General features: G+C 41.6%; 12 protein-coding genes, 6 tRNA genes and 3 rRNA genes. 3 read left to right on the top strand and 18 right to left on the bottom strand.

The genetic code is table 11. From position 1 onward, the window contains the following. Nucleotides 1–369 precede the first annotated feature (369 nt). The 13 genes from ABC382_RS16345 to ABC382_RS16285 all read right to left on the bottom strand — a co-directional run bounded on the left by ABC382_RS16345 (nucleotide 370) and on the right by ABC382_RS16285 (nucleotide 7749). Complete coding sequence (locus tag ABC382_RS16345) at nucleotides 370–885, bottom strand: type 1 glutamine amidotransferase domain-containing protein (RefSeq protein ID WP_274794927.1); 516 nt, start codon at nucleotides 883–885, stop codon at nucleotides 370–372. Between the two features lie 125 nt (nucleotides 886–1010). Further along, nucleotides 1011–2363: a phosphoglucosamine mutase gene (gene glmM / locus ABC382_RS16340; RefSeq protein WP_274794929.1), complete on the bottom strand. Its 1353-nt coding sequence runs from the start codon at nucleotides 2361–2363 to the stop codon at nucleotides 1011–1013. Between the two features lie 221 nt (nucleotides 2364–2584). Continuing rightward, the gene (locus ABC382_RS16335) at nucleotides 2585–3673 is read right to left on the bottom strand and encodes a CdaR family protein (protein ID WP_412926962.1); all 1089 of its coding nucleotides are present in this window, start codon (nucleotides 3671–3673) and stop codon (nucleotides 2585–2587) included. Beyond that, on the bottom strand, nucleotides 3666–4502 hold the full coding sequence (cdaA, locus tag ABC382_RS16330) for a diadenylate cyclase CdaA (protein ID WP_274794931.1): 837 nt from the start codon (nucleotides 4500–4502) through the stop codon (nucleotides 3666–3668). Before cdaA ends, ABC382_RS16335 begins: the two co-directional genes overlap by 8 nt. 149 nt (nucleotides 4503–4651) lie before the next feature. Beyond that, a complete protein-coding gene (locus ABC382_RS16325) occupies nucleotides 4652–5278 on the bottom strand; it encodes an anti-sigma factor family protein (RefSeq protein ID WP_322610529.1) in 627 nt (208 codons plus the stop codon). A 13-nt stretch (nucleotides 5279–5291) separates the two neighbouring features. Then, complete coding sequence (gene sigW / locus ABC382_RS16320) at nucleotides 5292–5855, bottom strand: RNA polymerase sigma factor SigW (protein WP_004225410.1); 564 nt, start codon at nucleotides 5853–5855, stop codon at nucleotides 5292–5294. Between the two features lie 133 nt (nucleotides 5856–5988). Continuing rightward, nucleotides 5989–6894, bottom strand: a complete 906-nt coding sequence (rocF, locus tag ABC382_RS16315; RefSeq protein WP_274794933.1) for an arginase — start codon at nucleotides 6892–6894, stop codon at nucleotides 5989–5991. Between the two features lie 185 nt (nucleotides 6895–7079). After that, nucleotides 7080–7152: transfer RNA gene (locus tag ABC382_RS16310), tRNA-Lys, on the bottom strand. Between the two features lie 12 nt (nucleotides 7153–7164). After that, nucleotides 7165–7239 (bottom strand) — tRNA-Gln (locus ABC382_RS16305). A 14-nt stretch (nucleotides 7240–7253) separates the two neighbouring features. Further along, nucleotides 7254–7337: transfer RNA gene (locus ABC382_RS16300), tRNA-Tyr, on the bottom strand. A gap of 15 nt (nucleotides 7338–7352) precedes the next feature. Beyond that, a tRNA-Val gene (locus ABC382_RS16295) sits at nucleotides 7353–7428 on the bottom strand. A 54-nt stretch (nucleotides 7429–7482) separates the two neighbouring features. Continuing rightward, nucleotides 7483–7557: transfer RNA gene (locus ABC382_RS16290), tRNA-Glu, on the bottom strand. 115 nt (nucleotides 7558–7672) lie between these two features. Further along, a tRNA-Asn gene (locus ABC382_RS16285) sits at nucleotides 7673–7749 on the bottom strand. A gap of 269 nt (nucleotides 7750–8018) precedes the next feature. On the opposite strand from ABC382_RS16285, the gene mbcS reads away from it, so the two are divergent. Then, the gene (gene mbcS / locus ABC382_RS16280) at nucleotides 8019–9608 is read left to right on the top strand and encodes an acyl-CoA synthetase MbcS (RefSeq protein WP_322610528.1); all 1590 of its coding nucleotides are present in this window, start codon (nucleotides 8019–8021) and stop codon (nucleotides 9606–9608) included. Between the two features lie 119 nt (nucleotides 9609–9727). On the opposite strand, the gene rrf is transcribed toward mbcS, so the two are convergent. The 3 genes from rrf to ABC382_RS16265 all read right to left on the bottom strand — a co-directional run bounded on the left by rrf (nucleotide 9728) and on the right by ABC382_RS16265 (nucleotide 14883). After that, a 5S ribosomal RNA gene (rrf, locus tag ABC382_RS16275) occupies nucleotides 9728–9843 on the bottom strand. A gap of 194 nt (nucleotides 9844–10037) precedes the next feature. Then, nucleotides 10038–12965: ribosomal RNA gene (locus tag ABC382_RS16270) — 23S ribosomal RNA — on the bottom strand. Between the two features lie 366 nt (nucleotides 12966–13331). Then, nucleotides 13332–14883: ribosomal RNA gene (locus tag ABC382_RS16265) — 16S ribosomal RNA — on the bottom strand. Together the 16S, 23S and 5S rRNA genes form the textbook arrangement of a ribosomal RNA operon. Nucleotides 14884–15151: 268 nt before the next feature. Here ABC382_RS16265 and ABC382_RS16260 point away from each other — a divergent pair. After that, a complete protein-coding gene (locus ABC382_RS16260; protein WP_274794935.1) occupies nucleotides 15152–15808 on the top strand; it encodes a hypothetical protein in 657 nt (218 codons plus the stop codon). A gap of 32 nt (nucleotides 15809–15840) precedes the next feature. On the opposite strand, the gene ABC382_RS16255 is transcribed toward ABC382_RS16260, so the two are convergent. Beyond that, nucleotides 15841–16515, bottom strand: coding sequence for a KinB-signaling pathway activation protein (locus tag ABC382_RS16255; RefSeq protein WP_322611853.1), 675 nt, complete (start codon nucleotides 16513–16515; stop codon nucleotides 15841–15843). 151 nt (nucleotides 16516–16666) lie between these two features. On the opposite strand from ABC382_RS16255, the gene gerD reads away from it, so the two are divergent. After that, a complete protein-coding gene (gene gerD / locus ABC382_RS16250; RefSeq protein WP_274794937.1) occupies nucleotides 16667–17281 on the top strand; it encodes a spore germination lipoprotein GerD in 615 nt (204 codons plus the stop codon). Nucleotides 17282–17340: 59 nt separating this feature from the next. Here gerD and ABC382_RS16245 read toward each other — a convergent pair whose 3' ends face one another. Further along, the gene (locus ABC382_RS16245) at nucleotides 17341–18396 is read right to left on the bottom strand and encodes a P-loop NTPase (RefSeq protein WP_274794938.1); all 1056 of its coding nucleotides are present in this window, start codon (nucleotides 18394–18396) and stop codon (nucleotides 17341–17343) included. Nucleotides 18397–18419 lie beyond the last annotated feature (23 nt).

Raw genomic sequence — 18419 nt, 5'->3', positions numbered from 1 at the left:
CATCCGCCGAATTTTCGATAATCCTCCACCTCGTCTGCTGAAGATCTATTCGTCCGATTTCTTCAGCTCAGGCGCTATAATTGTTTTCCGATTTTACGCTTTCTTCCCCTCCTTATGCGCTCGTTAAAGAACAAGGTCGGACCTCATCTTCAACTTCTCCATCATACTCAATCATATGCTATCCGTCAAATTTTCGTTATAAAAAAGACCTATTCATAATGCTTTTTCGTGACAATTATGTAAACAAAATAATATTAGCTATCATAAAAGAGTTACCAATTGATATGATCAAATAACATATGAATTCATTTACAGGTCAACGCCAGAGCCATAAAAAAGCACAAGCAACTTCATGCTTGTGCCCGCTTTTTATTTACTACCCAATAATTTAACGATTTCTCTATTAAAGGCTGGGAGGTCATCTGGTGTTCTACTTGTTACAAGCTGCTTTTGACAAACAAAGACTTCTTCATCATGGAATATTGCCCCAGCATTTTCTAAATCTACTTGAATGGATTTATAGCCTGTTGCATCACGACCATTTAAAGTCTTAGCTGTAATGAGCAGTTGTGGTCCATGACAAATGGCAAAGGTAGGCTTCATATCATCCATAAAGGATTTAACAAATGCCACTACACGATCATCCGCGCGTAATATATCAGGAGAAAAACCACCAGGGATAAAGAGAGCATCGAATTCTATAGCTTTTACTTCATCAATGCCTTTATCGATTTTTACGGTCGCTCCATGTTTCCCCTTTACTTCCTTACCTGCTTCCGTATCAATTGTTACTAGCTGATGTCCAGCCGCTTCTAAAGCTTCTTTAGGACTTGTAAATTCAATGTCCTCGAACATATCCGTAATAACTGTAGCAATTTTAGCCATATCAATAAAACACTCCTTGTTATTGTGACTCCTTATTACTGTTCCCCATCTCACTTATTTAAAACATTTTTACAAATAAGAAAAACCCGATCTCCTGTAAATGGAAATCGAGTTTCTAATTAACACTATTCTGTTAAACCCATTTCTTGACGTACAACGTCCGCAATACGCTCAACAAAATGCTCACAATCATTTTCTGTTGCAGCTTCCACCATAACACGTACTAGTGGCTCTGTACCTGAAGGACGTACTAAGACACGACCATTGCCTGCCATTTCAGCTTCTACATCTGCAATTACAGCTGCAACCTTCGTATTATCCGTCACAGCATGCTTGTCTGTTACGCGAACATTAACAAGACGCTGAGGGAATATTTTCATGTCAGCAGCAAGTTCTGAAAGCTTTTTACCTGTCGCTTTCATAATATTAACAAGCTGAATTCCTGTAAGTAAACCATCACCTGTTGTATTAAAATCTAGAAAAACGATATGTCCTGATTGTTCGCCACCTAAATTGTAATCATTGGCACGCATTTCCTCGACAACATAACGATCTCCTACAGCTGTCTGTACACTTTGCATATCATTGTCTGCTACAGCTTTGTAGAAGCCCATGTTGCTCATTACTGTTGAAACAATTGTTTGCTTCTTCAAACGTCCAACCGCATTTAAATGCTTACCAATGATAAACATAATCTGGTCCCCATCAACAATTTTACCGTTTTCATCTACAGCAATTAAACGGTCGCCATCACCATCAAATGCTAAACCTACATCTGCATTTTTATCTAAAACAAATTTAGCTAATCCCTCTGGATGTGTTGAGCCTACACCATCATTAATATTTAAGCCAGTTGGGGAAGCACCCATTGTAGAAATGTCAGCTTCTAGATCCGCAAATAGATGTGTAGCCAATGATGATGTTGCACCATGTGCACAATCTAGTGCGACATGGATACCATCAAATTCTTCATCCACTGTTTGCTTTAAGTATTGAATATATTTTTGACCACCTTCGAAGTAATCACTTACAGAACCTAATTCTGCGCCGATTGGACGTGGTAATGTATCCTCTTGAGCGTCCAGTAGTACTTCAATTTCCTCTTCTTGTGCATCAGTTAGCTTAAAGCCATCCGGACCAAAAAATTTAATGCCATTATCAGCAACTGGGTTATGTGAAGCTGAAATCATGACGCCTGCATCTGCGCTCATAATACGAGTAAGATATGCCACACCTGGCGTTGAAATAATACCCAGACGCATTACCTCTACTCCAATTGATAAAAGACCAGCAACAAGTGCACCTTCAAGCATTTCACCTGAAATACGTGTGTCACGACCAATTAAAACCTTTGGACGGTCAGTTGCATCCTTTGTTAAAACATAGCCACCTATACGACCAAGTTTAAATGCAAATTCCGGTGTTAATTCACTATTCGCGACGCCACGGACGCCATCTGTTCCAAAATATTTACCCATTCTACTTATTCTCTCCTTCAATGCAAGACTGTGCCTAATGAATAAATTCATTAGATACTTGTCCGCCTACTTTTGGAAAAGTCTGTTTTGTTCATTCATTGGTAATTATTAACATTCCTATCAGCCAGTTTGTTTGGTGAAAGAATAATTCCTACTCACCAAAACAAACTCCGATTGGATTTTTGATTTAGAATCAAAATAAAATTATAGTCACATATTGTTTAAGAATCAATATCTTCCGTTTCCTCAGTTGGCGTATTTTTATCAGTAGTAGTGTTATCATCAACCTCATCAGTTTCTTCAGTTGGAGGTGGCGGTAACTGTGGCGTTTCCTCTGTAGAAGCTGGTGTTTTCGGTTGTTCCTCTTTCTCTACCTTTGTAATATCTGCCTTCACTTTTATTTTTTTGTCAGATATTTTTGTTACACCATCTGGTAATTTTACATCAAATTCAAATGTTTTGGACTCTGTAATTTTTGACAGGTCAACTGTAATTGGTATTTCAGTTAAACCATCAATAATTGATTTTCTACCAAATACTTTAATCATTTTCGGTGTAAATGTTAATGAATTAATCGTAATGTCTTGTGCCGCTTGCCCTGTTTCCCTGAGCACAACAGGTATCTCTCGACTATATTCTTCGATATCTACTTGAACCTTAACTGTTTCAGGTTCAATTGTCACATCTAACTTATTTAAATCTCGATCTAATACTTTTACTGCTGCCTCCTGTGAAAATGACTGAGTAAGACCTTGTTCACCTGTAACAGTAGCTTTTACATAGCTTATGCTTTCAATAGCACTTTTTGCACCCGTCACGTAAACGGTAGGAGGATTGGCTGTCATATCTTTTAATATATAACCTTCTTGGATGAGACGCTTATTCATTTCAGGGTCAACACGGAATTCCTGTGTGACCTTTTCCTCAATATTCACATGAACTGTTGCAGGGTCTAATGTAACCTTTAACTTATCAGAAATATTTTCGTATTTTAGCTTTACATCATGCTCTCCAATCAATAAATTGCTTAAATCAACAAATATAGAAAAGTCTTTTGCGGCTTTTGCTTTTAAAACCAGAGGCATTGGACCTTCAATGGTAACATCGACTGTTTCAGGTAAGCCTGATACAATAAGATTTTCATTATCGTAATAAACATCTACTGGAACATCACGAATGACATCTGTTTGTTCGTTCGTTGTTGTTTTACTTATTGGAGATAGCTCAGTACGAACTGAGAAAAAAAGCAAAAATGCTAAAAATAGCGCGATGATTCTTAATACCCAAGGGCTATCCATCATTTTATCCATTCTTTTTCCCCCTCCAAGTCAACTTAGAGGCTGCATTAGATTCCTGTGCTGAACCGAACCACATTTTGCGTAACAGTGTTTCGAACTCCTCTAGAGAAAGATTGCGATGGAGATTACCGTTTAATGTAAGACTAATTGCACCCGTTTCCTCTGATACAACAATTGTAATAGCATCTGTAACTTCACTTAAACCAAGTGCAGCACGGTGACGTGTCCCTAGCTCTTTTGAAATAAACGGACTTTCAGAAAGTGGTAAATAACATGCTGCTGCCGTAACTTTATCTTTTTGCATAATAACCGCTCCATCATGTAGCGGCGTATTAGGTATAAAGATATTAATGAGAAGTTCTGACGAAATTTCAGCATTTAGTCCTATACCTGTTTCAATATATTCATTAAGACCCGTTTCTTTTTCTATAGAAATTAACGCACCAATTCGTCTTTTAGCCATATAACTAACAGACTTCTTCATAGCCTCAATGAGTCTTGTTTGTTCTTCTTCTTCTTGACTAGATGAACGTTGGAATAGCTTTCCTCGGCCAATTTGTTCTAGACCACGTCTGATTTCAGGTTGGAATATGATAATAATCGCTAAGAAACCAAACTCAATGACCTGTTGTAACATCCAGCCTAGTGTTTGTAACCCTAAAAGGTCTGTTGCAATTCGTGCAATAATAATGACGAAAATTCCCTTAAGTAATTGGACAGCCTTTGTACCTTTAATGAGGGTTAAGACTTTATAAACAACGTACCAAACGAGCAGTACATCAATGAAGTTAATAACAATATTCACAGGAGTTAAATCCGTGAAATGTTCGATAATTTGCACGTGGCATCCCCCACTTTTCATTGCGAATCCATACACATTCAAGTATATCACATTCTTAACAAATGTAACTTTTTTCAAATAAAAAGTCTACTCTAAAGAGTAGACCTTTCAGCCTCTCACGTGCACTATTTTTTAGGACGTATAGAGTGTTATTTAGTTTCTTCTTTTTCCTCAAATGTCATGGCCGTCTTTACAGAATTTTTAATCGTATACCAAAGCCATTCAAATACTTCGTCAATTTCCTCAATTCTTCCGGAAACTACCGCTGAAGATGCCATATATTTCCCGTTAATTACTGTGACGTTGCCATCAACTTCACCTTCAACAATCAAATCGCCGTTTTTCACAACAATATCACCCTTCACCACTTCTCCTTCAGGTACAATCACCGTTTGACCATCCACAACTAAATTTGGTTGTTTGGTTACGGAGAAATGCTGATCATCCATGAAGCTACCTAATAATGTAGCACTCATAAATAAGCAAAATACTGCTGCTGCCACAAAAAACGGATGCCGGCGTATCCATTTTTGTATACCTACTCGACTTTTTGGCTTAGGTAAACGAGCCATTACTGCTGCTTCAAAATCCGGAGGCGCTGTAATATGGGAAGCACTCTTCACAAAGGCGATTGTTTCACTCAATTCTTGCATCAACTGTTTACAATCATTACATGTATGCAAGTGTTGTTTCAACTCTTGCTCATGCTCACGACTAATGTCACCGTCTAAATAATCATGCATATAGTCTATAATATGCTCTGGACAAGTATTCATGACGCTCCCCCTCCTACAGATTGTTTAACTGTTTACGTAATGCCTCACGTCCGCGGTGAATCCTTGTTTTCACCGTTCCAAGCGGCATATCTAAAATCTCGCTAATCTCTTGCAACGATAACTCTTCTATATACTTCAATACTATAACTGAACGGTATTTATCCGGCAAACGTCCAATTTCATATTGAATGCGATCTTGCAGCTCCATTTGCTCTAACTGCTCCTCTGGTAGCTGGTCGTCTGCTGCGATTTGCGAATACATATCAAGCCCTTCTGTACCAGCTACTTCTGCATCTAAATAATAATCCGGTTTCTTTTTTCGAATACGGTCAATGCAGAGGTTTGTCGCTATGCGATAAAGCCACGTCGAAAACTTTCTTTTCTGATCAAATGTATGCAAGTTCATATAAGCACGCACAAAAGCCTCTTGAGCAATGTCTTCGGACTCTTGTTTGTTGCCTAACATTCGATAGCATACTTGGTACAGTTTGTGCTGATAGAGACTCACAATATCGGCAAATGCGTTTTGATCGCCTTTAAGCACTTGTTTTATTCTCTTATTTACTAACGCATCCATCGTGTTGACTTCTCCACCTTTACAACTGTCTTATACTATACGACCCATCGATAAGAAAAGTTTCGTTTTAATTTAATTATAGCAAAAGATTTTTATGCAATGTGGCAACAGGCAATTTTTTGTAAAATTTTCTTTAAACTAGTGTTTCTCCAAATAATGATCCCATTAATGCAACAGCTACATTTGCCGTTGTATTCTTCTCATCTAAAATTGGATTTACTTCTACAAACTCCGCTGATGTTACCATCCCAGATTCCTGTAGCATCTCCATTGCTAAATGACTTTCACGATACGTAATTCCTCCTGGAACAGGCGTACCAACCCCTGGAGTATATAGCGGATCTAATCCATCTAAATCAAGAGATAAATGTAAACCATCAACATTACGCTCTTTTAAATAAGCGAGTGCATCTTCCATGACACGCGTCATTCCAAGTCGGTCAATCTCATGCATTGTATAAACTTTGATGCCTTGCTCTTTAATCAAATCACGCTCACCAGGATCTACTGAACGAGCTCCGATAATAATAACGTTCTCTGGTTTAATTTTTGGAGCATAGTTGCGAATTTGGACTAAACGTTCGTGACCTAGTCCGATACTAACCGCTAATGGCATACCATGGATATTACCTGAAGGTGTTGTCTCAGGTGTATTTAAATCCGCATGAGCGTCATACCAAATAACACCAAGGTTTTTATAATGCTCACCTAGTCCCGCTAATGTCCCAATCGCAATACTGTGATCTCCACCAAATACAAGCGGGAACTTTTTCTGTTCCACTACTTCATGCACACTATTAGCTAAAGCAGTACTAACCTCCACTACTTCCTCTAAATTAAGTAATTTTTCATCTACTGCGGCATCCGCTTGCTTTTGGCTAACACGAATATCCCCTTGATCTTGTACTTCGTGTCCAATAGCTTCTAAACGTTCTACAACCCCCGCATAACGGATAGCACTAGGTCCCATATCTACACCACGACGTGCTTGTCCGTAATCTGTTGGTACTCCAATAATAGAAATATTAAGTTTATTCATGTTTTTATACCCCCTAAAAGTTATAAGATTATTGTAAAGCCTACATACCACTTGGCTCAACTCGACAAAAATATGCATATTTATTCAAATTTAGAGAACATAAAAAAATCTCCTACTGTTTTCAGTAAGAGATTAGTTATCAGTAATTAATATAACACTTTTGAATGTATTTTATTCTAAAAAAGTGAGCCATGAAGGACTCGAACCTTCGACCCTCTGATTAAAAGTCAGATGCTCTACCAACTGAGCTAATGGCTCATAAAAGAAAAATGGCTGGGGTACTAGGATTCGAACCTAGGCATGACGGAATCAAAATCCGTTGCCTTACCGCTTGGCTATACCCCAATCATTTATAAAACTGGTGGAGGGGGACGGATTCGAACCGCCGAACCCTAAGGAGCGGATTTACAGTCCGCCGCGTTTAGCCACTTCGCTACCCCTCCGGAATAACACAATAATGGTGGAGGATGACGGGCTCGAACCGCCGACCCTCTGCTTGTAAGGCAGATGCTCTCCCAGCTGAGCTAATCCTCCATAGAAACAGGTGTTATGTCACAGTTTATTTTCTTTTTAAAGCCTATGTTTTAATGGTGACCCCTACGGGATTCGAACCCGTGTTACCGCCGTGAAAGGGCGGTGTCTTAACCACTTGACCAAGGGGCCATTCTTATGTCTTAAACAGGACAAGACTTATAATAACATCTTTTCCTAATTGTTGCAACACTTTTCTACAAAAAAATTTTTATGTACAACAGAATCTTAAAAATGGACAAAAAAATGGCTCCGAAGGCAGGACTCGAACCTGCGACAACCTGATTAACAGTCAGGTGCTACTACCAACTGAGCTACTTCGGAACAATACTATTCAATTCGGTTTTAAATAACCTCTTAAGTACATTTCTTATTATAGCAAGCATTCTAAATAATGCAACACATTTGGTGAAAATTTTTATATTTTTTTGTCGAAGGATGCTTACAGATTAATTCAATGCATAATAGTTCTCTATTATATCTAATATTTCTATTTTACGTACTAAATATTCTTGCTGTATATTATTGTAATTGTTAAAATAAAAATAGTTTTATGAATTTTCTATCAAATTTCCTGGGGGAGGAATGTTCTTATGGTATCAAATGATTTAATTGCACCTGAGTTTTATAACATCACAGAGGAATTAGAAAAGTTTTCGCAGGATAGTGATCGTCAAGCAATACGTTGGTTAAATACACAAGAAGAGAGAAGAACAGTTTCATATGTTGAACTTGTCCAAAAAATGAACCAATACGCCAATGCGTTTACGAAGATAGGGCTTCAAAAAGGGGATCGCGTTTTAGTTATTATACCTCGCCTACCAGAAGCCTATTTCGTTTTTCTTGGCTGCTTAAAGGCTGGCATTGTTCCTATTTCATGTTCAGAAATGCTACGTGCAAGTGACTTGGAATATCGTATGGAACATTCTTCTGCTAGTGCCGTTATTGCCTATGAGGCATTTACTGGTGAGGTTGATCAAATAGCTTCTACTGTAGACGCATTAAATAACAAATTAGTTATCGGTAGTGCAAAAGAAGAATGGACTTCTTTAGATGAATTAGCAAGTACACAGCCAACTACATTTACAGCTGTAGCAACAAAACGTGATGATATGGCATTCCTTTCGTATACTTCAGGGACAACCGGTAAACCTAAAGGTGTTGTTCATTCACATGGCTGGGGATATGCACATATTCGAACAGCTGCTTCAAAATGGCTTTGCGTTCGTGAAGGTGATTTAGTTTGGGCAACTGCAGCCCCGGGATGGCAAAAATGGATTTGGAGTCCTTTCTTATCCACAATCATGCTTGGTGCCACAGCATTCGTTTATCATGGTGGGTTTGATGCAAAGACATACCTTCAATTAATGCAAGAGGAAAAAATTAATGTCCTATGTTGTACACCGACTGAATATCGTATCATGGCGAAAATTGATAATCTACAAGACTATAATCTTTCCTCTCTCCGTAGTGCCGTTTCTGCTGGTGAACCATTAAATCGTCCAGTCATCGAAACTTTCATGAAGCATTTTGGACTTAAAGTACGAGATGGTTACGGGCAGACAGAAAATACATTATTAATTGGTACACTTGAAAACACTGAATTACGTCCAGGATCAATGGGTGTTCCAACACCAGGTAATATTGTACGTATTATCGACAATGAAGGTAATGAAGCACCGGTTGGCGAGGTTGGTGATATTGCCGTTCACAAATCCTCCCCTGCTCTATTTAAAGAATATTACAAGGAGCCTGAACGTACTCAAGCAGCATTCCGTGGTGATTGGTATATTACTGGTGATCAGGCAAAATGCGATGAGGATGGTTACTTCTGGTTTGAAGGTCGTGGAGATGACATTATTATTTCATCTGGTTATACCATCGGACCATTCGAGGTAGAGGATGCCTTAAACAAACATGAAGCTGTACAAGAGTGTGCAGTTGTTGCCGCGCCAGATGAAATTAGAGGGCATATTGTAAAGGCCTTTATTATTTTACGAGACGGCTTCAAGGCCCGTGATGAAGAAGAGTTAATAAAGGAGCTACAAGAGCATGTAAAAACGTTAACAGCGCCTTATAAATACCCTCGAAGTATCGTCTTTATTGATGAGTTACCGAAAACAACATCCGGGAAGATTCGCCGTATTGAACTTCGAGCTTCTACTGTTCATACGCATTCATAACAACATATTGAAAATAAAAAGGCGCTCCTATTAAGGAACGCCTTTCTTACTATATACAATTTTTTTATCAGCATAAATAAAAAAAGCCACTACTGAGTGTATCAGCAGCGACTTTTTGCGCCTAGCGACGTCCTACTCTCACAGGGGGAAGCCCCCAACTACCATCGGCGCTAAAGAGCTTAACTTCCGTGTTCGGTATGGGAACGGGTGTGACCTCTTTGCCATCATCACTAGACTATGTTCGACCTTCAATACACGGCGTATTACTCCGTCAGCTGCTCTCGCTCAATCAGTCACGTACATTAGTACGCTCCCTCAATCACTCGGTTGCTTCCTTGTTCTACTTGTGTCTTGAAGCTCTCATTTTTATTGTTGAAAGTATTGTTCTTTCAAAACTGGATAAACGGCGCATTGAATGCTTCAAACAATTTGGTTAAGTCCTCGATCGATTAGTATTCGTCAGCTCCATGTGTCACCACACTTCCACCTCGAACCTATCTACCTCATCGTCTTTGAGGGATCTTACTTACTTGCGTAATGGGAAATCTCATCTTGAGGGGGGCTTCATGCTTAGATGCTTTCAGCACTTATCCCGTCCACACATAGCTACCCAGCGATGCCTTTGGCAAGACAACTGGTACACCAGCGGTGTGTCCATCCCGGTCCTCTCGTACTAAGGACAGCTCCTCTCAAATTTCCTACGCCCACGACGGATAGGGACCGAACTGTCTCACGACGTTCTGAACCCAGCTCGCGTACCGCTTTAATGGGCGAACAGCCCAACCCTTGGGACCGACTACAGCCCCAGGATGCGATGAGCCGACATCGAGGTGCCAAACCTCCCCGTCGATGTGGACTCTTGGGGGAGATAAGCCTGTTATCCCCGGGGTAGCTTTTATCCGTTGAGCGATGGCCCTTCCATGCGGAACCACCGGATCACTAAGCCCGTCTTTCGACCCTGCTCGACTTGTAGGTCTCGCAGTCAAGCTCCCTTGTGCCTTTACACTCTACGAATGATTTCCAACCATTCTGAGGGAACCTTTGGGCGCCTCCGTTACCTTTTAGGAGGCGACCGCCCCAGTCAAACTGTCCGCCTGACACTGTCTCCTGCCCCGCTAAGGGGCATGGGTTAGAATTTCAATACAACCAGGGTAGTATCCCACCGACGCCTCCTTCGAAGCTGGCGCTCCGAGATCTCTGGCTCCTACCTATCCTGTACAAGTTGTACCAAAATTCAATATCAGGCTACAGTAAAGCTCCACGGGGTCTTTCCGTCCTGTCGCGGGTAACCTGCATCTTCACAGGTACTATAATTTCACCGAGTCTCTCGTTGAGACAGTGCCCAGATCGTTACGCCTTTCGTGCGGGTCGGAACTTACCCGACAAGGAATTTCGCTACCTTAGGACCGTTATAGTTACGGCCGCCGTTTACTGGGGCTTCAATTCGCAGCTTCGCTTGCGCTAACCACTCCTCTTAACCTTCCAGCACCGGGCAGGCGTCAGCCCCTATACGTCACCTTACGGTTTTGCAGAGACCTGTGTTTTTGCTAAACAGTCGCCTGGGCCTATTCACTGCGGCTCTCATGCGCTTGCACGCTCAAGAGCACCCCTTCTCCCGAAGTTACGGGGTCATTTTGCCGAGTTCCTTAACGAGAGTTCTCTCGCACACCTTAGGATTCTCTCCTCGACTACCTGTGTCGGTTTGCGGTACGGGCACCTCTCACCTCGATAGAGGCTTTTCTTGGCAGTGTGAAATCAGGAACTTCGTCCATACGGACTCGCCATCACAGCTCAACGTTACAGTGTGCGGATTTGCCTACACACACGCCTTACTGCTTGGACGCGCATAACCAACAGCGCGCTTACCCTATCCTACTGCGTCCCCCCATTTCTCAAACGGTGAGGAGGTGGTACAGGAATATCAACCTGTTGTCCATCGCCTACGCCTGTCGGCCTCGGCTTAGGTCCCGACTAACCCTGAGCGGACGAGCCTTCCTCAGGAAACCTTAGTCATACGGTGGACGGGATTCTCACCCGTCTTTCGCTACTCATACCGGCATTCTCACTTCTAAGCGCTCCACCAGTCCTTCCGGTCTGACTTCAACGCACTTAGAACGCTCTCCTACCACTGACATCGTAGATGTCAATCCACAGCTTCGGTGAATCGTTTAGCCCCGATACATTTTCGGCGCAGCGTCACTCGACCAGTGAGCTATTACGCACTCTTTAAATGATGGCTGCTTCTAAGCCAACATCCTGGTTGTCTGTGCAACGCCACATCCTTTTCCACTTAACGATTACTTTGGGACCTTAGCTGGTGGTCTGGGCTGTTTCCCTTTTGACTACGGATCTTATCACTCGCAGTCTGACTCCCGTGTATAAATATCTGGCATTCGGAGTTTGTCTGAATTCGGTAAACCGGGATGGCCCCCTAGTCCAAACAGTGCTCTACCTCCAGTATTCTCATCACGAGGCTAGCCCTAAAGCTATTTCGGAGAGAACCAGCTATCTCCAAGTTCGATTGGAATTTCTCCGCTACCCACACCTCATCCCCGCACTTTTCAACGTGCGTGGGTTCGGGCCTCCAGTAAGTGTTACCTTACCTTCACCCTGGACATGGGTAGATCACCTGGTTTCGGGTCTACGACCACGTACTATTTCGCCCTATTCAGACTCGCTTTCGCTGCGGCTCCGCCTTCTAAAGCTTAACCTTGCACGTAATCGTAACTCGCCGGTTCATTCTACAAAAGGCACGCTATCACCCATTAACGGGCTCTAACTACTTGTAGGCACACGGTTTCAGGATCTCTTTCACTCCCCTCCCGGGGTGCTTTTCACCTTTCCCTCACGGTACTGGTTCACTATCGGTCACTAGGTAGTATTTAGCCTTGGGAGATGGTCCTCCCGGATTCCGACGGAATTTCACGTGTTCCGCCGTACTCAGGATCCACTCAGGAGAGAACGAACTTTCGACTACAGGGCTTTTACCTGCTCTGGCGGACCTTTCCAAGTCGCTTCATCTAACTCGCTCTTTTGTAACTCCGTATAGAGTGTCCTACAACCCCAAGAGGCAAGCCTCTTGGTTTGGGCTCTTCCCGTTTCGCTCGCCGCTACTCAGGGAATCGATTTTTCTTTCTCTTCCTCCAGGTACTTAGATGTTTCAGTTCCCTGGGTCTGCCTTCAAGACGCTATGTATTCACGTCAAGATACTACGCGATTAAACGTAGTGGGTTCCCCCATTCGGAAATCTCCGGATCAAAGCTCACTTACAGCTCCCCGAAGCATATCGGTGTTAGTGCCGTCCTTCTTCGGCTCCTAGTGCCAAGGCATTCGCCGTGCGCCCTTAATAACTTAACCTACAGCTTTCAATACACATCGCATTTCGTTGTCAGCTTCACTCGTTCAATCAGTTACGTACTGAAGTACGCTCCTTCATTCACTCGATTGCTTCCTAGAACTGCTCGTGTCTTGAAACCTTACTAATGTTATTAAGCCTATAAAAAACTTAAAAAATAAATGTGTTTGTTACAATTTCAATGTCGTTTTATCCAGTTTTCAAAGAACAAAGTTACTGCCTGCTTCTACTTCTTCGCAGCTTTGCGACGAAAGCGTAGCGACAGGAGCACATATTTGAAGTATTTCATTCGGAAGAATGAACCTTCAAAACTGAACGCAAAACGTAATCTTACAAACCCTAGGTTTGTATTCCGAAATAATCCTTAGAAAGGAGGTGATCCAGCCGCACCTTCCGATACGGCTACCTTGTTACGACTTCACCCCAATCATCTATCCCACCTTCGGCGGCTGGCTCCAAAAGGTTACCTCACCGACTTCGGGTGTTACAAACTCTCGTGGTGTGACGGGCGGTGTGTACAAGGCCCGGGAACGTATTCACCGCGGCATGCTGATCCGCGATTACTAGCGATTCCGGCTTCATGTAGGCGAGTTGCAGCCTACAATCCGAACTGAGAACGACTTTATCGGATTAGCTCCCTCTCGCGAGTTGGCAACCGTTTGTATCGTCCATTGTAGCACGTGTGTAGCCCAGGTCATAAGGGGCATGATGATTTGACGTCATCCCCACCTTCCTCCGGTTTGTCACCGGCAGTCACCTTAGAGTGCCCAACTAAATGATGGCAACTAAGATCAAGGGTTGCGCTCGTTGCGGGACTTAACCCAACATCTCACGACACGAGCTGACGACAACCATGCACCACCTGTCACCGTTGCCCCCGAAGGGGAAACTATATCTCTACAGTGGTCAACGGGATGTCAAGACCTGGTAAGGTTCTTCGCGTTGCTTCGAATTAAACCACATGCTCCACCGCTTGTGCGGGCCCCCGTCAATTCCTTTGAGTTTCAGTCTTGCGACCGTACTCCCCAGGCGGAGTGCTTAATGCGTTAGCTGCAGCACTAAGGGGCGGAAACCCCCTAACACTTAGCACTCATCGTTTACGGCGTGGACTACCAGGGTATCTAATCCTGTTTGCTCCCCACGCTTTCGCGCCTCAGCGTCAGTTACAGACCAGAAAGTCGCCTTCGCCACTGGTGTTCCTCCAAATCTCTACGCATTTCACCGCTACACTTGGAATTCCACTTTCCTCTTCTGCACTCAAGTCCCCCAGTTTCCAATGACCCTCCACGGTTGAGCCGTGGGCTTTCACATCAGACTTAAAGGACCGCCTGCGCGCGCTTTACGCCCAATAATTCCGGACAACGCTTGCCACCTACGTATTACCGCGGCTGCTGGCACGTAGTTAGCCGTGGCTTTCTAATAAGGTACCGTCAAGGTACAGCCAGTTACTACTGTACTTGTTCTCCCCTTACAACAGAGTTTTACGATCCGAAAACCTTCTTCACTCACGCGGCGTTGCTCCATCAGGCTTTCGCCCATTGTGGAAGATTCCCTACTGCTGCCTCCCGTAGGAGTCTGGGCCGTGTCTCAGTCCCAGTGTGGCCGATCACCCTCTCAGGTCGGCTACGCATCGTCGCCTTGGTGAGCCGTTACCTCACCAACTAGCTAATGCGCCGCGGGCCCATCCTATAGCGACAGCCGAAACCGTCTTTCAGTGTTCCACCATGAGGTGGAACAGATTATTCGGTATTAGCCCCGGTTTCCCGGAGTTATCCCAAACTATAAGGTAGGTTGCCCACGTGTTACTCACCCGTCCGCCGCTAACGTCAAAGGAGCAAGCTCCTTCTCTGTTCGCTCGACTTGCATGTATTAGGCACGCCGCCAGCGTTCGTCCTGAGCCAGGATCAAACTCTCCATAAAAGAAATTTGATTAGCTCAAATTGTTTTGCTGGCATCAATTTTGATGTCCAAAATTTTGTTTTGTTCACTAGCCGAAACTAGTTACTTAAAACTTTATTGATTACGTTTTGCTTGTTCAGTTTTCAAGGTTCATGTTGTTGATTTCTCTGTCACCTCTTGGCGACTTATACATAATAACATCGATTATTCATGAAAGTCAACAGTAAATCATAAGTTTTTTTAAAGAGATTCATTTTTTCTTTAAAATTTTAGAAACGGGGTTATTATTATGGTCCGCAAAACGTTGATTTCACTGCTTTTTATCGTAACTCTCTTTGTTTTTCTAAAGCCTATAAATTCAACGATGATTTCTGTATTTAATATTGCTAATGCACCAGTAGTAGTCACGAAAGGACATTATGGTACGTCTCTTATTGTTGAGATTTCATTCTCAGATGACTCTCTATTAGAATGGCTCCAAACGGTAAAAGAACCTTATCCACTTTTACTTTTAGATACAGATTGGATTAAGCGTTCCCCCGAACATATAAAAATCATACATGAACGAAAATTACCTACGGGGTTGCTTGGCCCAGAAGATTCAACAGATGAACCAGTAGACATTGCTCTCATAGAAAAAGAAATTAATACCTATGAAAAATATTTGAAGGAAAAACCACTGTGGTTCGCTACTCGGAATCATCAATATTCACAGGACCTGCAAAAATCTCTGTTTCAGCAACAAATGAATTTATTGTCACCTTCTCTTATTTGGCAAGGTGAGAAGACTCCAAAATTGCAAAAAGGCGATTTTGTATTTTTCCCGCTCCATCAAAACAATAAAATACCTTTTAAAGATCTAAATAAACTTATACAACAAAATAAGTTTATGTCAATTGAAGAAAATATATTTGGCTATAAGGTTCAAACAAAAAAATCCCCATAAAAAATTGCCTCCATTAGTAGAGGCAATTTTTCTTATGCATTTTTTGCTTGTTGACGACGTGCTTTGCGACGTGCTTCTAATTTTTGACGATCTTCATCGGATTTTGCATTATATTTTGGTAATACTAATAATTGATACGCATTAACAGCCAAAAGCGGGAATAATAATAGCGCAACATATTCATTAATGTTTTCATCACGACCCATTAATGCAATAGTCCATTCCAATGTTGTAATAACAATCATAAAGAAAAGTGCAGAAATTAATACATGTTTTTTCCCTGTTAATTTTACTTTTTGGACCGCTGTCGCTAATGCTCCAAAAATGAGAACGATCAATAATCCCGTATAAAATAACCAGCTTTGCCCATCCTTCACACCCGGTACGAAACGGAAGAAGATAATATCAAAAATAGTAATTGCAATTATTAATAGCTGTACCCAATTCCATAATGTCAGTGTTCTAAAAATATTTACACCTACTTGATGAAGTGTTAAATAAGCAAAAAAACCTGCCTGTGCAATAACACTCATTGTAAATCCTAAGAAAACCATCCATAAAAGACCGGCAAAAAACTCGCCCCATTGACCATTTACTATGTAGGGTTGGAAGAATTCCCAGCGAATAAATAAACTAAAAACTCCGTTGACTACACCACCAACGAGCATTGCAAAGAAGAAAAACTTTGCCCAATTTCGTATCGTCACAACTAAAAGTCCCCCAATTTCTCAATATATCTGTCCTTATTTTATCAATGCATTGTTAAAAAAGCTAATTCTCATCCTATCCAATACATAAAGTCATCAGAAATGTGAACAATAATTGAAAGAGTCTATCTAGAGAAAGGACTGATTGTCGATGCGAAAATTCATCTTATTATTGATTTTAATGCTTTTTCTTTCTGCCTGTGCACAAGATAAAACCTCTACCATGTCCTATGATGAAATAAAAAAAATCATGATCGACTCTTTACAAACAGAGGATGGTAAGAAGGCATTGCGACAGCTTTTAGAAGAGCCAAGTTTCCGTGAGCTTTTGATTTTAGAGCATGATGAAGTGAAAAAGGCTACAGAAGAAACATTACTTTCCAAGGAAGCAGAAGACTTTTGGAAGAAAACCTTTGAAGATCCAAAATTTAAAGAAACTGTTGCGAAAAGCATGCAAAAACAGCAACAGGATATTATGAAGGAATTAATAAAAGATCCTACTTTCCAAAAGGATATGGAGGCTTTTTTCGGGCAACCTGATATGCAGAAGCAGTTAGAAACCATCCTAAAATCATCCAATATGCGCAAGCAAATGGAGGAAGTCGTGAAGGATACAATCGAAAGCCCTTTAATGCAATCTAAATGGCAAGAACTTATTAAAAAGAGTGGCGGCGGCGAAACGGGTTCATCTGGAAGTGGCGATAAGAAGGAAGCAAGTGGCGATAGTGGTGGCGGTACGGATAAGGAGCAAAAAGGCACTGAATAACCAGAATAGCAATATAAAAACCGGATTTTCCCCAAAGTGGAGATTATCCGGTTTTTTATTTATTTACTTAATTTCTCAATGACTTTCGTTGCGATATCTAAATAAATTTGACCTGTTGAATGGTTTTCAGCATAAACAGAAGGAGCAAAATCTTCATCCGTCCAATCAGGTTGCCCAAGTGGGATTTGTCCAAGTAGCTCTGTACGTAGCTCTTCAGCTAGCTTAGGACCACCGCCTTGACCAAAGACAAATTCTCGCTCGCCTGATTTAGATTCAAACCAAGCCATATTTTCAATAACACCTAAAATTTCATGGTCTGTTTGCAGAGCCATAGCGCCTGCACGAGCTGCAACAAATGCAGCTGTTGGATGTGGTGTTGTAACAACGATTTCTTTTGATGACGGTAACATTTGATGAATATCTAATGCTACATCACCTGTTCCCGGTGGCAAATCTAATAGTAAATAATCAAGCTCTCCCCATTCAACATCGCGGAAGAATTGATCTAATACTTTACCTAACATTGGCCCACGCCATACGATAGGTGCATTGTTTTCCACAAAGAAGCCCATAGAAATCATTTTTACACCAAAGCGATCTACTGGGTATATACGATTGTCTACTACCTTAGGCATATCTGTAACACCCATCATATCTGGCACACTAAATCCATAAATATCTGCATCAATTAAGCCCACTTTTTTACCTAAACGGGCTAAAGCAACAGCTAAGTTAACAGATACAGTAGACTTACCTACACCACCTTTACCAGAAGCAATAGAAATTACTTGAACTGTGCTTAATGGTGATAAAATATCCTGAGCTTCTGATTCTGTAGCTGTGCCACGGAAGCTTTGTAATTTTTCTGCTGATAATTCTTCAAAGCGAATACCGACTGTGTTTGCACCCGCTTCTTTTAAAACCTCAACAATTTTCATTTGAAGCTGTAATTGTTCTGGTGTGTTTAATTTAGCGATCGCAACTTTTACACTGACATGATTTTTTTCTTCTTTAATTGCTACGTTTGTAATACCATCTGTTTCTGCAAGCGATTTATGTAAAAATGGATCTTGTAGTTGTCCCAGTATTTCTCGTACTTGTTGTTCAGTAATCACGGCGAACACTCCCCTTATCTTGT

This window comes from Lysinibacillus phoenicis, from assembly GCF_047238325.1.
GTDB lineage: Bacteria > Bacillota > Bacilli > Bacillales_A > Planococcaceae > Lysinibacillus > Lysinibacillus irui.
The sequence above is the reverse complement of the archived record's forward strand: the minus strand, read 5'-3'. Positions and strand labels throughout refer to the sequence as shown.

Bases quoted from the DNA above. Each gene is read 5' to 3' on its own strand.
- ABC382_RS16345 (WP_274794927.1), bottom strand. From the start codon at position 885: ATGGCTAAAATTGCTACAGTTATTACGGATATGTTCGAGGACATTGAA.
- glmM (WP_274794929.1), bottom strand. From the start codon at position 2,363: ATGGGTAAATATTTTGGAACAGATGGCGTCCGTGGCGTCGCGAATAGT.
- ABC382_RS16335 (WP_412926962.1), bottom strand. From the start codon at position 3,673: ATGGATAAAATGATGGATAGCCCTTGGGTATTAAGAATCATCGCGCTA.
- ABC382_RS16325 (WP_322610529.1), bottom strand. From the start codon at position 5,278: ATGAATACTTGTCCAGAGCATATTATAGACTATATGCATGATTATTTA.
- sigW (WP_004225410.1), bottom strand. From the start codon at position 5,855: ATGGATGCGTTAGTAAATAAGAGAATAAAACAAGTGCTTAAAGGCGAT.
- rocF (WP_274794933.1), bottom strand. From the start codon at position 6,894: ATGAATAAACTTAATATTTCTATTATTGGAGTACCAACAGATTACGGA.
- mbcS (WP_322610528.1), top strand. From the start codon at position 8,019: ATGGTATCAAATGATTTAATTGCACCTGAGTTTTATAACATCACAGAG.
- ABC382_RS16260 (WP_274794935.1), top strand. From the start codon at position 15,152: ATGGTCCGCAAAACGTTGATTTCACTGCTTTTTATCGTAACTCTCTTT.
- gerD (WP_274794937.1), top strand. From the start codon at position 16,667: ATGCGAAAATTCATCTTATTATTGATTTTAATGCTTTTTCTTTCTGCC.